The sequence below is a fragment of the Vibrio sp. Vb1554 genome, assembly GCF_033344235.1.
Window position 1 is genome coordinate 51339 of the sequence record NZ_JAWPOJ010000011.1, and the last position, 14277, is coordinate 65615.

Here is a 14277-nt window from a genome sequence, read left to right on the forward strand (position 1 = left end):
TACGTCGTGTTTCCAAGAATCGGAAATGCAACTTCTTAAGGTTCTTTGGGCCCATAGACTTTACCTATCAACGTAATAGGTAAGACCAATTTTCTATTTTGAGGTGCCATTGATAGGGTTGGCTCATTCTCTAGCCGTATCCGGGCACACAATAAGTACCTCGTTTTTAAGGGAAAGATGATGGTAATACCAGAAAACAGCAGCATCGTTATTTTTGGTGCTTCAGGTGACCTTACGTACCGTAAGCTCATTCCTGCTTTATACCACCTCTACGCGAACAAGCAGCTTCCAGAGAATTTTGCCATTCTGGGTGTAAGTCGCACTGAATACAGTGATGAGTCTTACCGCGCGAAGCTGAAAAAATCGCTTCAGGAAATGGAAAAGACTGAGCCAGAAACGCTTGATGCATTTATTAACCATCTGCACTACCAAGCAATTAATACTTCTGACACACAAGATTACGGTAAGCTATCTTCTCGCTTAGACCAACTTGCGGACGAATATCAATTCGAGCAACGCAATACGCTTTTTTACTTAGCAACCCCACCAAGTTTATACAGTGTGATCCCTGCAAGTCTTGCAGCACATGGTCTTAACAGTGAAGAGGATGGCTGGAAACGCCTGATCATTGAGAAACCATTCGGCTATGATCTTGAATCGGCGCGTATTCTGGACAAAGAAATTCACGAGCACTTCCAAGAGCATCAAATCTACCGAATTGACCATTACTTAGGTAAAGAAACGGTACAAAACCTACTTGTGCTTCGTTTCTCTAATGCGATGTTTGAGCCGCTTTGGAACCGTAACTTCATTGATTACGTTGAAATCACAGGCGCAGAATTCCTTGGCGTAGAGGAGCGTGGTGGTTACTACGACAACTCTGGCGCTGTGCGCGACATGTTCCAAAACCACTTGCTACAAGTATTAGCAATGGTAGGTATGGAACCACCAGCGCAAATCAATGCAGACTCGATGCGTGATGAAGTGGTAAAAGTGCTTCAATGCTTAAAGCCATTAGACGAAAACGCTCTGCGCAATGACCTAGTATTAGGCCAATACACGGCGTCTGAAGTTCGTGGGCAAAGCCTACGCGGCTACCGTGAAGAGCCGGGAGTTGCAGACGATTCTCGTACAGAGACTTACATCGGTTTGAAAGCGTACATCAACAACTGGCGTTGGAATGGCGTGCCATTTTACGTGCGTACTGGTAAGCGTCTTCCAACACGCGTTACTGAGGTGGTTATCCACTTTAAACAAACACCGCATCCTGTGTTTGGTCAAAACGCACCAGAAAACAAGCTGATCATTCGTATTCAACCAGACGAAGGCATTCAAATGAGCTTTGGCTTGAAAGAGCCAGGCGCAGGCTTTGAAGCGAAGGAAGTGAAAATGAACTTCCATTACGCTGACCTGCAAGAAACGCAAATGCTAACGGCATACGAGCGTCTTCTACTTGATGCTTTGAATGGTGATGCTACGCTATTTGCACGTAGTGATGCGGTGGAAGCGTGCTGGCAATACGTACAGCCAATCTTAGATTTTAAGCAAGATCCACAATCCCTCTTCGGGTACGCATGCGGCACTTGGGGACCTAAAGAGTCAGATGACTTGTTACAGCGTGATGGCCGTGCTTGGCGTTTCCCATGTAAAAACTTAACAGATACGGATTACTGTGAACTATGATCAACCATAAGATCTACCAAACAGCAGAACAGGTAGTTGAAAGCCTAGCTAACGATATGAAAGCGTTTAGCGAAATGGGCAGACCTGTTCACATCTCTCTTTCTGGCGGCAGCACTCCTAAAATGCTGTTTAAACTACTGGCTTCAGAGGCTTACGCAACCTCCATTCAATGGGAAAACCTCCACTTTTGGTGGGGTGACGAACGTTGTGTTGCCCCTGACGATGCAGAAAGCAACTACGGTGAAGCGAACACGTTGTTGTTTAGCCAAGTAAATATTCCTGCAGAAAACATTCACCGCATCCGTGGCGAAGATGAGCCTAAAGCAGAAGCCGAGCGCTTTGCAAAAGAGATGGCAGAGGTGATCCCGAGTGAAAACGGCACACCTGTGTTTGACTGGATCTTATTAGGCGTTGGTGCAGATGGTCATACAGCTTCTCTGTTCCCTGGCCAAACGAATTATGATGATGCGAACCTATCTCTTGTGGCGTCGCATCCTGAATCGGGCCAACTTCGTGTGTCGAAAACCACACGCGTATTAGAAGCAGCGAAACGCATTAGTTACTTAGTGCTTGGTGCAGGAAAAGCGGACATTGTTGAAGAAATTAACAGTTCACCAGCACACGCACTGCCATACCCAGCGGCTAAGATTCAAGCGAAATCGGGCCTAACGGAATGGTATTTAGATTTAGATGCGGCAGCAAAAATTGCTTAAGACGCTGCTCGTCGATGAAATAAAATTGGAGAGAAACAATGAAAGGTGATATCGGTGTAATTGGCCTAGCAGTAATGGGTCAAAACCTTATCCTAAACATGAACGATCACGGCTTTAAAGTGGTTGCTCACAACCGTACTGCTGCTAAAGTAGACGAGTTCCTGGAAGGTCCAGCAAAAGGCACGAACATCATCGGTGCATACTCTCTAGAAGAACTAGTAGAGAAGCTAGAAACGCCGCGTAAAGTAATGTTGATGGTTCGCGCTGGTGACGTTGTAGACAAGTTCATCGAAGCGCTAGTACCTCTGCTAGACAAAGGCGACATCATTATTGACGGTGGTAACACTAACTACCCAGATACAAACCGTCGTGTTGCTGCACTACGTGAAAAAGGTATCCACTTCATCGGTACTGGTGTATCTGGTGGTGAAGAAGGTGCGCGCTTCGGTCCATCTATCATGCCTGGCGGTGCTGCTGAAGCATGGGAAGCGGTTAAGCCTATCTTCCAAGGTATCGCTGCGAAAACTGACGCTGGTGAGCCATGTTGTGACTGGGTTGGTAACGACGGTGCTGGTCACTTCGTTAAGATGGTACACAACGGTATCGAATACGGTGACATGCAGCTTATCACAGAAGCTTACCAGTTCATGAAAGACGGTCTTGGTATGTCTGCAGACGAGATGCAAGCAGTATTCGCTGATTGGAACAAGACTGAACTAGACAGCTACCTTGTTGAAATCACGGCTGACATCCTTGGCTACAAAGATGAAGACGGTGAGCCTCTCGTTGAGAAGATCCTAGACACAGCAGGCCAAAAAGGTACTGGTAAATGGACTGGTATTAACGCACTAGACCTAGGTATTCCACTAACACTTATCTCTGAGTCTGTATTCTCTCGTTGTCTATCTGCACTGAAAGACCAACGTGTTGAAGCTGAATCTCTATTCGGTAAGACAATCACTCCTGTTGAAGGCGACAAGCAAGAGTGGGTTGATGCACTACGTCAAGCGCTACTAGCTTCTAAGATCATCTCTTACGCTCAAGGCTTCATGCTAATGCGCGAAGCATCGAACGAGAACGGTTGGGACCTAAACTACGGTAACGTAGCCCTAATGTGGCGTGGTGGTTGTATCATCCGCTCTGCGTTCCTAGGCAACATCCGTGATGCGTACGAAGCGAACCCAGACATCGCATTCCTAGGTTCTGATGAGTACTTCAAAAACATCCTACAAGGCAGCCTAGCAGCATGGCGTAAAGTAGCAGCGAAGTCTCTAGAGTCTGGTATCCCAATGCCATGTACGATTTCTGCGCTATCTTTCCTAGACGGTTACACAACAGCTCGTCTACCAGCGAACCTGCTTCAAGCTCAACGTGACTACTTCGGTGCTCACACTTATGAGCGTATTGACCGTCCACGTGGTGAATTCTTCCACACTAACTGGACTGGTACAGGCGGCGACACAGCGTCTACAACTTACGACGTGTAATCGTTTTAAGTAAACCGACTAAATATAAAGATATAAAGGGATGCCCAAGTGGCATCCTTTTTTGTGTCTGTAAGATATTGGTAGATTTAAAAGTTACATTAAACGTTGATTCGTCACGCACTTCTCAGAAATGGGAGAGCAGGTTTTTTTCTTCCGATTAGAATATGCCGAGTTAAAAAGTCTAAGGAATAGTGGAGATGACCACCGATAAGTTTCAGTGTTTGAGTAAAAGAAATAAAGTTAAAAGAAATGGTTGCTTAAAGAAAATTGAAGAAAATGAAGTAGATATATATGTATTAGATAGCAGAGGCCTCGTTGATCTTTGGATATTTGAAAAAAGATTCAAAGGATTAAGTGAAGAACAAGTTAAGGATCTTGCAGCATCTATGAAAGTTGCTGAGTTTGTTAGCTCGAGGGGAAGTTTATTACATGATATTGCCGCATTCTATATACTCGCAGAAGACCTTCATAAAGGAGGGACGATAATCGGGAAATATGAGATAACTAGGAATGGTTCTAAAAGTTACATCACCTTTAAAGGCAACCACAGACTCAGAAGTATAGTAAAAGGCACACGTTACCTTTTGAACAATGCCAACATTTTGGCTTTAGGAATAGGACAAGCTGGTCTGAAAGTGAGTGCTAAAGGTGGAGTGTTTCTCACAATTATTTATTCAGTCCCCTATCGAACTCTAGAGCTTGCATTTAAAAAAGATTATTTGTTCAGTAATTGGGTTGTCAATGTGAGTTCTGACGTTATAAAAGCTTCAATTTCAGCGACAATTGGATACTTAGCAGGAGCTTATTTTATAGGTGCTACAGGAGTCGTATTATTACCTATTGGAGTTGGTATTGTTGCTGCTTTATTAGTTGGAGAGGTGCTAAATTCTTTGGAAGGAAAGCTCGAATTGAAAGAAAAAGTTATTGCGGCTATCGATGAGCACTTTGAGAAGAGGGCTATACAAGCAATTGACGAAATCAATGAAGACATTGTGAGACGCAAATCTATAAGTCAACTTAAGCGTGCTACCACCAAGGCTATTTTCTTATGATAGAACAGAAGCACCCGGCGCATTCAGCTTTCGTTTTGGTAATATGTATTACCTTGAGTGCGTACTCAAGTTATCGGTTGTATGAGTATTTAACATTAGAGTCTCTCCAACATCAAATAAATAGTAACTTTTTAGTCATATATTTAAGTACGTCTCATGTGATTAGTGTTAGTGGCCTGATTCTAGCTCCGACTTTAAGTGTATTTATAGCTTCTCGTGTTATTTTTAAATCTTCAAGTGTATCGATCAAATGGATGGGTTTTGCAACTGTACTTGCTTTGCTAGTTGCTATTCCTGGAAGACTTTGGGAGTTCGGACGACTGCAAAATATTGCCGAAACCAACGGTTACTTGACATGTCCACCTTTCACAATTGCATCAAGCGGAATGTTTGTAGAAGCTATGGTAAAAGAAGAAAAATACTGTATAGAACCAGAAATTAATCGTATTGGTATGTATGGCTATTTTCACGAACTCGAACGGATTGATAACTATATCAAGTCACACAGAAATGACATTCAATAGAAAAGAGCGCCTAGGCGCTCTTTTCAGTGGTCGTTTTCTTGTTTTGATAAAACCTGTCTTTTAGGTAGAGAATTGCACTGACCACAAGAGCCACTAAAGAAACAGTGAATAGGGCGTACATGCTGAGAATCCATGCGAATGTGGCCGTCAAGAATGCAATGAAGGAAAACATTCTGCTGAAAGACATCACATGGCCAAGTTTGTTACTTTTCATAAACGCCTCCCGAAGCTAAGTGGGGATAGACAATTGTGGTCATATGCCACACTTTTAATTGTCTGCTCTTTTGGGACGTTTCACACAAAAAAGTGGCTAAAGATTTCTCAAAAAAGGTGAAATATTGAACTGGTAGACAAATCGTTAAACTGAGTTGCACAGATATGACTTCGGTTGTCTATCACTTCAAAGTTTTTAACTACACAGATTAAGGGCATGTAGCGCTATTATTATCGTATTCGAACTCTACGATACACAATTGCAAGTGAACCTACACTCGTAAGCTCATCCCTGTCGTCAGTTACAGTAAAAGCTTTTTTCTCTGTTTAACAATACCTTAGTAACGACGGGCAATTAAACCCGTTTTTCGATCGAAACTCAGATTGCACAAAAGGTGAAAAAGAGTGCTAGGTAAGCCTTTAAACTACGCCTATAATTAGCGCCCACATGGAGGATGTTTATTATATGAACATCCTTTATTTTTTGAAACTAGCAACAAGGATCCAGTAAAACATGTTTTTCTGGTTTTGTTTACGTCGACCAAGAAGGTAATTAACACAGCAAATTGAGGTTCTAAGATGACTCTTAACAAGTACTTTGTTTTCATTCCAGCAGAATTGGAACAGGAAATGCACAAGGACAATCAAGTGATCTCTGAGAAGGAAACTCAACGTCAGGCATTAGTAAAACAGGCACAACAACAAGGCGGCCTGTAAGCTAGGTTTCAAAGAGAAAGAGCACCGCAACGGTGCTCTTTTTGTATCTGAGGTCGTAGAATTAACTTAATATGCCAAGGCTTTTCAACTTTCTGTAAATGGTATTTCGGCTCACACCAAGCATACGAGACGTTTTGCTAATGTTCCCCTGGTTGGCTTGATATGTTTTGAGCAACTTATCTTCGACGGTTGCACGCAGTTCTGAAGTTGGTTCAGCGGATGCTGCTCCTTCTTGAGCTTGGCTGAGTTTCTTACTTAGGTGGGCTGGGACGTGTGTGAGTTCCAATATTTCTTCAACTTGCGCCATTAAGGCGGATACTTTGATTAAACTATCGAGTTCACGCAAATTTCCTGGCCATGAGTAAGACAGCATCAGAGAAAGTAGGTGAGGGCAAAGCTGTTGTTCAGATTCGGCGTGACGCCGATGAATGTTCTCAATCAGTTGTCGTTTATCTTCACGCTCCTCAAAGCGAGGTAGCTCAATGATCAAGCCATTAAGGCGATAATACAAATCTTGGCGGAACAATCCTTCGCTGACCAAATGTTCCAGATCTTTATGCGTGGCTGCAATGATTTGCGTATCGACTTGAATACTTTGGTTGGAACCCACGGGAAGCACGGTTTTATCTTGCAATACATGGAGCAATCGGCTTTGAGCTTCCAAGGGTAAATCTGCGATTTCATCTAGAAACAAAATCCCTTTGTGTGCTTGGCGAATTTTTCCCTGATAGCCTTTGCTGTTTGCGCCAGTAAAGGCACCGGCGACATAGCCAAACAATTCAGATTCAACCAAGTCTTTTGGTAACGCTCCGCAGTTAACGGAAACCAACGGTCCCGTTTTTCTCTGGCTGTTTTTATGGAGTGCTTTTACAAACTCGTTTTTGCCAACACCAGTCTCTCCGAGAATCAACAAACTGATGTCTTTATCGATGACGCGATTGGCTTGCTGCCAACAGTGCTCAACAGCGGAGTCGCCATAATGAAGATCATTGGACGCCGCTACAGCACGAGACTTGACCTTGCTATCTTTATCGGTAAGCGGTTTTGTTTTGAAAACGAAAGGGTGCTCATTTCCCCGAGTGGATAGAATGTCGTCTAAGGATTGCCCAATGATACTTTTTTGCGCAAAAAGTTGAGAGGCTACTTGATTGTGAGCCAAAACTTGTCCGTCTTCATTTGCAATGATAATTCCTTGCCAACCACTATTCAGTAAACCTTTTTCGCACGCTAAATCCACACGAATATGCCCTTGTGGAATCAAGTTAAGTAGTTGATTCTCCACTTGCTGGACCATGTTTTGTACTAGTACTTGCGTTGAGAAGTCATGTCTCTTTTGCTCGCTTGTAATATCTAATACGCCAATGAGGTTACCAAGATGATCGAAAACAGGATTAGCCGAACAGCTAATAAAACGATGGTGTTGGATAAAGTGCTGATCACCAATAACAGAAACGGGCTTTGCTTCAACCAAAGCTGTACCAATCGCGTTGGTGCCTTTGACCTTTTCTTGCCAGCATGCTCCAGAGCTTAGCGAGATTTCCGTTAACTTTTCACGAAATCTAGGCTGTCCCCAACTGCCGATGATGACACCATCTGAATCCGTCAAAATTAAGCGACTGTCGCTATGAGCAAATAGCTGATTAAACAAAGGGAGCGCAAATTGAGTGACTGCCTCTAGCAAAAAATTGAGTTGGTGACGCCTATCTTGGAGCGTCGCTGGCGTTACTCGAATATCTTCAGGGCGTCGACGCTGTTTTAAACCCGCTTGTTCACTTCTGACCCATGAAGTTGAAAGCCAATTGTTATCGCTAATATGTTGAAGTTCCATGACTGTACCATTTTGTCACAGTGAGGGTGTGCCATTTTGGAACACTTGAACATTGGTGTTCACACCATACATCCGCTCAAACATCGCTCACTTGGTTTGTTATCGCTTGGTAATCATAGTTTTACATTTAATTAACAACAAGTGTGGCGTAGTTGGCGTGTGACTTGCGTAATGCTCTTTGTGAACAGTGCGATACGACACTGCAATAACACATTGAACGAGAAACAAAAGGAAGAGTTATGATTTATGCACAGCCAGGTAGTGAAAATGCCATTGTTAACTTTAAATCGCATTACGATAACTTTATCGGTGGGGAATGGGTAAAACCAACGGGTGGTGAGTACTTTGACAATATCTCACCAATCAACGGACAAGCGTATTGTAAAGTTGCTCGATCCGGCGAGGAAGATATTAATTTAGCACTGGATGCCGCGCACAACATCAGAGCAAAATGGGCCAAAACCAGCGTGACAGAACGTTCGAACATCTTGCTGAAAATTGCTGACCGTATTGAGCAGCATCTAGAAGAGCTTGCAGTTGCAGAAACTTGGGAAAACGGCAAACCAGTTCGCGAAACCTTGGCGGCAGATTTACCTTTAGTAGTGGATCACTTCCGTTACTTCGCTGGCTGTATTCGCGCACAAGAAGGCAGTGCGGCAGAACTGGATGAGCACACCGCAAGCTACCACTTCCCAGAACCGATTGGTGTGGTGGGTCAAATTATTCCGTGGAACTTCCCAATGTTGATGGCGGCTTGGAAACTAGCACCGGCACTAGCGGCGGGTTGCTGTGTGGTATTGAAGCCAGCAGAGCAAACCCCAACATCCATTCTGGTTCTGATGGAAAAAATCGGTGACCTTCTTCCTCCTGGTGTCATCAACGTTGTAAACGGATATGGTTCTGAAGCGGGTCAAGCATTAGCAACCAGCAACCGCATTGCGAAACTCGCTTTTACCGGGTCTACGCAAGTTGGCAACCACATTCTGAAATGTGCAGCAGACAACTTGATCCCATCGACAGTTGAGTTAGGTGGTAAATCTCCAAACATCTACTTCTCAGATATCTTCGATTACGAAGATGAGTATCTTGATAAGTGTATCGAAGGTACGTTACTTGGTTTCTTCAACCAAGGTGAAGTTTGTACTTGTCCATCTCGCGTACTGGTTCATGAAGCGATTTATGACAAGTTTGTAGAGAAACTGACGGAACGTGCACAGCTGATTAAACAAGGTAATCCGCTCGATACCGATACTCAAGTCGGTGCTCAGGCTTCTCAAGAACAGTTTGATAAGATTGTAAGTTACCTGGAAATCGGCCGTGAAGAAGGCGCAAAAGTGGTCTTTGGTGGTGGAGTGTCAGAACAGCCAGAGTCTATCAACCAGGGGTACTACATTCAGCCAACCATGTTGGAAGGCCACAACAAGATGCGAATCTTCCAAGAAGAAATCTTTGGCCCAGTGATTGCTATCACCAAATTCAAAGATGAGGCTGAAGCGTTGGAAATCGCAAACGACACCGAATATGGCTTAGGTGCAGGTGTTTGGACACGTGATGCGAACGTTGCATATCGTATGGGCCGTAATATTGAAGCTGGCCGGATCTGGATTAACTGTTACCACGCTTACCCTGCACACGCAGCGTTCGGTGGTTACAAAAAATCGGGTATCGGGCGCGAAACGCACAAGATGATGCTGGATCACTACCAGAATACTAAGAACTTGCTGATTAGCTACAGCATCGACCCGTTAGGCTTCTTCTAGTGAAACTAAGTAATTAATAAAGAAAAAGCAGTATGAATCAAAACCCCGAATCTTCGGGGTTTTTTATTAGCGTGAGCTTGTCGGCTGAAGGTTAACTTAGATGTTTAACCTGCTTATATTGTGATATCAGGAACGTTGAATTATCGCCACTTTTCGTTCCATAAGCTTTTCTACGGCGGCGTTTTGCTTGTCAATATTGAGTTGCGGATCAAAGTCCAAAACGCGATTGCAAGATTCGAGACTGGCAAATTGATTTAAACATTCACCAAGCTCTCTTTTAGAGCTTGTTCGCGTCATACTGCTTTCTGATGAGGAGAGTAGGGTGACTTTACGGCCATGAAACGTTCCTTGCGGCACTGCATCACTTTGCTGCGCTTGTTGAACGTCATGAACCGATGAATTGGTGTATGTGGATTGGATGTCATTGGACATAAAGACACCTAAACTCTCAAGTCTAAAGTTTGTGGCATCGGTGGTGCCTCATCAATGGTTACATGAGAAGACAATAACGCTTCCCACGACTCGCTGTGCGTCAGCAATTCTGCTAAAGCTGTTTCAAAATATTCGTAATCCAGTCGCCTAATGTTAATGAGTCGGTTTAAACATAGGACATGTCGGTGGTTATCTAAACTAAAAAATAACTGGTGCTCAGGCCAGTGATAATTAAAGGCCAAGAAAGAGCGATAGAGATCGGAATTTACAATTTGAAGGCCAACAATCTCAGCTTCGAGCTGCAAAGTTGTCGATTCAGGATGAAAGATGATATGCACCCTTAGATTATCATCAAAGGCTAAGCTTACTTCATTTTCCGTTAGATGCAGTGCAGGCAAGCCTATTTGATGAGCAAACTTTAGCAAAATCTCATCGATAGTTTGGCGTGCTGACATAGGAATAGTCCCTTTTGAAATTTTATCAAGGAAAATATTAGATGTATCTCTTCATGTTTATCAATATTAGTCGGTTGTTATTATATTTTGGCTTTTAGATGTGTTGAGAGAAATAGAAAGATAAAAGTAAGTGTGTTCAGATGCATATCTCGATGGCAATGATATATATGAATATCATTTTTCTCTAATGAACTTCAATTAAGGAAGGAATGAAAGAGAGCAGAAACTGTTTTTGAAATTACAGTCCATGTTAACTACGTGTTGTTGAAAAATGCGATTTATTGTCCGCTTGTAGTATAAATATAAGTTGATCTTTTATATTTTTACATAAAGAATTGTATGAATTTCAAATGAGCTAGATTATATAAAATACGTTTATGGGGTCATAATGAACAATTCTATATGGGCTGGTTTTATTGGGTTATTCATACTGAGTGGGTGCAGTCAGACTGTGTCCGTCAATGGGGTGGATGGCTTTGATACACAGAGTCAGGCATCAGTCTATGGTTGGGTTTCTGTCGACGGCTACTTTCCACCTTCGATTACTTCTCTTGAGGTGGAAATATGTAAAGTTATTGATAATCAATGTCTTAAATCGGCATCTCAGAGCTACCAAGGTGTTCAGTTGCCTGTGCAGTATTCGTTTTTAATTGCACCAATTCAAGCTGGTGAAGGAAAAATGAAGATTATTGGAAAGCTTTATTCAAACGGTGAGCTCGTTGCGGAAAAAGAAAAGAACTATTTATTTTTAGAGGGAAATAAACAAGAAAACTTGATTCTTGTTCCAAAAATAAACAGATAAAATTTTAAGTACTACATTTTTATTAGAATTTTCTAATTTATAAAAATAAAGATCATATCTTTCCTTTTGTGAAAGATTTTTTGTCTTTTATAAACATTAATTACATGACTTTGAAGTCATCGGGTCAGTTGTTTTTTAGACTCATACTTGTTGCAAAAACAGTATTTTTTATGATTATATCTCGCTCCTTGAACACGTTGGCTTGGCGTTTTAGGCTATAAAACATACATTTTTATGATTTTGGAAATTTAATTTTGTTCTCGAAACGATGCCGAAATCTATTTAATTGTATTCTAATGTATAACAAAACAACCAAACTTAAATAACGAAATGATATTTAAGTTTTGGCTAATGATAAACGCTATCTGATAAAAATAATAAAGACGGACAGCAGAAATTTACTAAGTCAAACTTTTACCTTTAGGTAAAGGTAATGCTTGGGTTATTCGCTAATTATTCGGGGGGTATGGTAAGTGATAGAACTTCTATGCTCTTTTCTTTGCTTCTTTAATTCATACAGCAGTACTTAGAAATAACAACAATCAAAGTAGTGCTTTGAAAGTTTCTCAACATTTGCACTGAGAAACTCAAAATAATGAAGGGTAGAAAATGGATGTGTCAGGCCAACTAAACTCAGAAAGGGTCGACTCGAGTTCACGAAAAATTCGTAGTTTTTCCTGCTATGAAAAATCTGACGAAGTATTTCACTCAGACCAGTCTCACATTGTTGTCGTTCACAATGGTCAGCTTCGAGTGCAAACAGGTGATTGCACAATCGATGTTGCTGCAGAAAATGGGGTATTTCTATCTCAAGGGGATTACTTGTTAGAGTACTCTCCGCTAGATGGGGCATACAAAGCGTCGATTATTGCTTACGACAATGAACTCGTTAGTCAGTTGCTGCAAAAACACAGTGATCTCTTGATGATGCTGCCTAAGGTAGACAAAGTTTGTTCTGGTTTGTTTACTTTTGGTTTGAACATACTCGTTGAACAAGTGCTTTCTAGCATGCAGACGCTTGAGCAACAAGCGTACCCTGATGCCATTATGTGCCTAAAATACGAAGAACTACTCATTCTCTTGCTACACAGCAAAGGAGGAGAATCACTGTATGCGTTGCTGTCACAACAAACAAACCGTACGTCGGAACGGTTACGTCGATTTATGGAACAGCATTACTTAAAAGAATGGAAGTTGACAGACTACGCGCAGGAGTTTGGTGCCAGCTTAACCACTTTTAAAGAGCTTTTTAATGAGCACTATGGCATTTCTCCAAGAGCCTGGATCAGTGAGCGTCGACTACTGCATGCTCATAAACTGCTGTTGACGAGCAAGATGAGCATCGTAGATGTGGCGATGGAGGCAGGGTTTTCCAGCCAGTCTTACTTTACGCAGAGTTACCGTCGTCGTTTTGGAACGACCCCAAGCCGCGTACGTTCGGGAGACGATCAAGTGGCTATCGCGAAATGAAATGACTTGGGACTAAAATTTTCTGACTAATTTTGAAAGTCACTCACCAGTGTAAATTCTATTATGTATCGTGTAACAACGAACGATTAAAAATTATTACATCTCTTTCTTTCTGGATTGTTCGAAAGGGGTGCGGAGACGAACATAAATGAAAAAGCAGCATTGGCGACGCCGTTCGCTTTTTCCAGACAGCATAGTGACACAGCGGAAAGTGACTGTTTTACAAAGAGGAGCTCGTTATGAAAGCGCCTCGAAACCTACGCAGGATCTCAATGTTGTGCACGTCAATCACCGACAATTGTTGAGTGAAGGCGTCATAAATTATGAGCAGTTATCTTTACTTCAACGCTTGTTGGATAGAAATGTCGTCGATAGCCTATGCGCTAGCCAGTTAGTTAAAACGTATCAAAAACTTGGTGCTTCGATAGACCGGTTTGCCATGCGTTTATTTTTGGAAATTGGATCGCAGCTCAGTGATAGCAGCACAATCACAACGTTCGAACAAAGGCTGGACTACATCAACTCTCGTCTGGGCTTTCGCTTTAATTTGGCTGTCCCAAAAACGTTGATGCTTTGTTTCCATTTATCACTCAACGAGTGGATTAACCGACAAGTCGATCAAAGTGCTCTTCATGCTTCGATTAAAGTTGAACAACTTATCAATCAACTCGATATTCAGAAGGAATATTGGTCGAAGCTATCAGGGGAAGACACCAGTGCCGTCTTTGTTCAACAGCAACTCGATCTTATTAAGAGCCAGCAGCATCAACTTAAAAAGCAACTTGGGACGTTAAGCGAACAACAGTTGCAAGTGATTGAATGTCATCGTTTGTTAATTGAGAAGTGGCAACCGTCTTTAGACGAGTTGAAAGGGTTCGCGGAGTACACCTCTACAACCGAACAATTTATTTCTGAGTGGAAAAATTGGTGTTCGGAAGTGCGACTTGAAGCCCCTGAGCTGAACGAAGTTTGGGATGCATGCGATGTGGTTTACAACGACCAAAATGCGGTTGCGAAAGTATGGCAATGGTTCAAGAACATGCAAACTGTTGGTGATATCGATCACTACTATTTTGATACTCAAAGTGGTCAGTGCGGCCAGGCTTGCAATCACCTCAGCCAGATCTAAATAGGGCGTTAA

General features: G+C 42.4%; 14 protein-coding genes. 10 read left to right on the forward strand and 4 right to left on the reverse strand.

What is annotated here, in order from left to right:
* Nucleotides 1–180: 180 nt before the first annotated feature.
* From zwf to R8N28_RS11430, 5 genes are all read left to right on the forward strand, one after another.
* Nucleotides 181–1683, forward strand: coding sequence for a glucose-6-phosphate dehydrogenase (zwf, locus tag R8N28_RS11410; protein WP_017634563.1), 1503 nt, complete (start codon nt 181–183; stop codon nt 1681–1683).
* Nucleotides 1680–2396 carry a 6-phosphogluconolactonase gene (gene pgl, locus R8N28_RS11415; RefSeq protein ID WP_065274582.1) on the forward strand — a complete coding sequence of 239 codons (717 nt, stop codon included), beginning with the start codon at nt 1680–1682 and terminating at the stop codon, nt 2394–2396. Before zwf ends, pgl begins: the two co-directional genes overlap by 4 nt.
* Nucleotides 2397–2434: 38 nt before the next feature.
* Entirely contained in the window at nt 2435–3883 is a 1449-nt protein-coding gene (gene gnd / locus R8N28_RS11420; protein WP_005377160.1) for a decarboxylating NADP(+)-dependent phosphogluconate dehydrogenase, read from the forward strand.
* A gap of 197 nt (nt 3884–4080) precedes the next feature.
* Nucleotides 4081–4935 (forward strand): hypothetical protein, encoded by an 855-nt coding sequence (locus tag R8N28_RS11425; protein ID WP_053350327.1) that lies wholly within the window; start codon nt 4081–4083, stop codon nt 4933–4935.
* On the forward strand, nt 4932–5459 hold the full coding sequence (locus tag R8N28_RS11430) for a hypothetical protein (RefSeq protein ID WP_053350328.1): 528 nt from the start codon (nt 4932–4934) through the stop codon (nt 5457–5459). The genes R8N28_RS11425 and R8N28_RS11430 overlap by 4 nt, the downstream gene beginning before the upstream one ends.
* A 10-nt stretch (nt 5460–5469) precedes the next feature.
* On the opposite strand, the gene R8N28_RS11435 is transcribed toward R8N28_RS11430, so the two are convergent.
* Nucleotides 5470–5673 (reverse strand): hypothetical protein, encoded by a 204-nt coding sequence (locus tag R8N28_RS11435; RefSeq protein WP_005377162.1) that lies wholly within the window; start codon nt 5671–5673, stop codon nt 5470–5472.
* A 578-nt stretch (nt 5674–6251) separates the two neighbouring features.
* On the opposite strand from R8N28_RS11435, the gene R8N28_RS11440 reads away from it, so the two are divergent.
* Nucleotides 6252–6389: a hypothetical protein gene (locus R8N28_RS11440; RefSeq protein WP_005377165.1), complete on the forward strand. Its 138-nt coding sequence runs from the start codon at nt 6252–6254 to the stop codon at nt 6387–6389.
* A 61-nt stretch (nt 6390–6450) separates the two neighbouring features.
* Here R8N28_RS11440 and R8N28_RS11445 read toward each other — a convergent pair whose 3' ends face one another.
* Nucleotides 6451–8217, reverse strand: coding sequence for a sigma-54-dependent Fis family transcriptional regulator (locus R8N28_RS11445; protein WP_065274581.1), 1767 nt, complete (start codon nt 8215–8217; stop codon nt 6451–6453).
* Between the two features lie 239 nt (nt 8218–8456).
* Between R8N28_RS11445 and R8N28_RS11450 the strand changes: the two genes are divergently transcribed.
* Entirely contained in the window at nt 8457–9977 is a 1521-nt protein-coding gene (locus R8N28_RS11450; protein ID WP_065274580.1) for an aldehyde dehydrogenase family protein, read from the forward strand.
* Nucleotides 9978–10103: 126 nt separating this feature from the next.
* Here the strand turns inward: R8N28_RS11450 and exsE2 are convergent, their stop codons facing one another.
* Together exsE2 and exsC are read right to left on the reverse strand one after the other, a co-directional pair.
* Complete coding sequence (exsE2, locus tag R8N28_RS11455) at nt 10104–10409, reverse strand: T3SS regulon translocated regulator ExsE2 (protein ID WP_005377171.1); 306 nt, start codon at nt 10407–10409, stop codon at nt 10104–10106.
* An 8-nt stretch (nt 10410–10417) separates the two neighbouring features.
* On the reverse strand, nt 10418–10864 hold the full coding sequence (gene exsC, locus R8N28_RS11460; RefSeq protein WP_005377174.1) for a type III secretion system regulatory chaperone ExsC: 447 nt from the start codon (nt 10862–10864) through the stop codon (nt 10418–10420).
* 388 nt (nt 10865–11252) lie between these two features.
* Here exsC and R8N28_RS11465 point away from each other — a divergent pair, with 388 nt between their 5' ends.
* From R8N28_RS11465 to R8N28_RS11475, 3 genes are all read left to right on the forward strand, one after another.
* The gene (locus R8N28_RS11465; protein ID WP_054579559.1) at nt 11253–11666 is read left to right on the forward strand and encodes a YscW family type III secretion system pilotin; all 414 of its coding nucleotides are present in this window, start codon (nt 11253–11255) and stop codon (nt 11664–11666) included.
* A gap of 609 nt (nt 11667–12275) precedes the next feature.
* A complete protein-coding gene (locus tag R8N28_RS11470; protein ID WP_005377191.1) occupies nt 12276–13136 on the forward strand; it encodes an AraC family transcriptional regulator in 861 nt (286 codons plus the stop codon).
* Nucleotides 13137–13284: 148 nt separating this feature from the next.
* On the forward strand, nt 13285–14265 hold the full coding sequence (locus R8N28_RS11475) for a T3SS regulon anti-activator ExsD domain-containing protein (protein ID WP_005377193.1): 981 nt from the start codon (nt 13285–13287) through the stop codon (nt 14263–14265).
* Nucleotides 14266–14277 lie beyond the last annotated feature (12 nt).

Coding starts and splice junctions, on each gene's coding strand:
- zwf (WP_017634563.1), top strand. CDS start 181: ATGGTAATACCAGAAAACAGCAGCATCGTTATTTTTGGTGCTTCAGGT.
- pgl (WP_065274582.1), top strand. CDS start 1,680: ATGATCAACCATAAGATCTACCAAACAGCAGAACAGGTAGTTGAAAGC.
- gnd (WP_005377160.1), top strand. CDS start 2,435: ATGAAAGGTGATATCGGTGTAATTGGCCTAGCAGTAATGGGTCAAAAC.
- R8N28_RS11425 (WP_053350327.1), top strand. CDS start 4,081: ATGACCACCGATAAGTTTCAGTGTTTGAGTAAAAGAAATAAAGTTAAA.
- R8N28_RS11430 (WP_053350328.1), top strand. CDS start 4,932: ATGATAGAACAGAAGCACCCGGCGCATTCAGCTTTCGTTTTGGTAATA.
- R8N28_RS11435 (WP_005377162.1), bottom strand. CDS start 5,673: ATGAAAAGTAACAAACTTGGCCATGTGATGTCTTTCAGCAGAATGTTT.
- R8N28_RS11440 (WP_005377165.1), top strand. CDS start 6,252: ATGACTCTTAACAAGTACTTTGTTTTCATTCCAGCAGAATTGGAACAG.
- R8N28_RS11445 (WP_065274581.1), bottom strand. CDS start 8,217: ATGGAACTTCAACATATTAGCGATAACAATTGGCTTTCAACTTCATGG.
- R8N28_RS11450 (WP_065274580.1), top strand. CDS start 8,457: ATGATTTATGCACAGCCAGGTAGTGAAAATGCCATTGTTAACTTTAAA.
- exsE2 (WP_005377171.1), bottom strand. CDS start 10,409: ATGTCCAATGACATCCAATCCACATACACCAATTCATCGGTTCATGAC.
- exsC (WP_005377174.1), bottom strand. CDS start 10,864: ATGTCAGCACGCCAAACTATCGATGAGATTTTGCTAAAGTTTGCTCAT.
- R8N28_RS11465 (WP_054579559.1), top strand. CDS start 11,253: ATGAACAATTCTATATGGGCTGGTTTTATTGGGTTATTCATACTGAGT.
- R8N28_RS11470 (WP_005377191.1), top strand. CDS start 12,276: ATGGATGTGTCAGGCCAACTAAACTCAGAAAGGGTCGACTCGAGTTCA.
- R8N28_RS11475 (WP_005377193.1), top strand. CDS start 13,285: ATGAAAAAGCAGCATTGGCGACGCCGTTCGCTTTTTCCAGACAGCATA.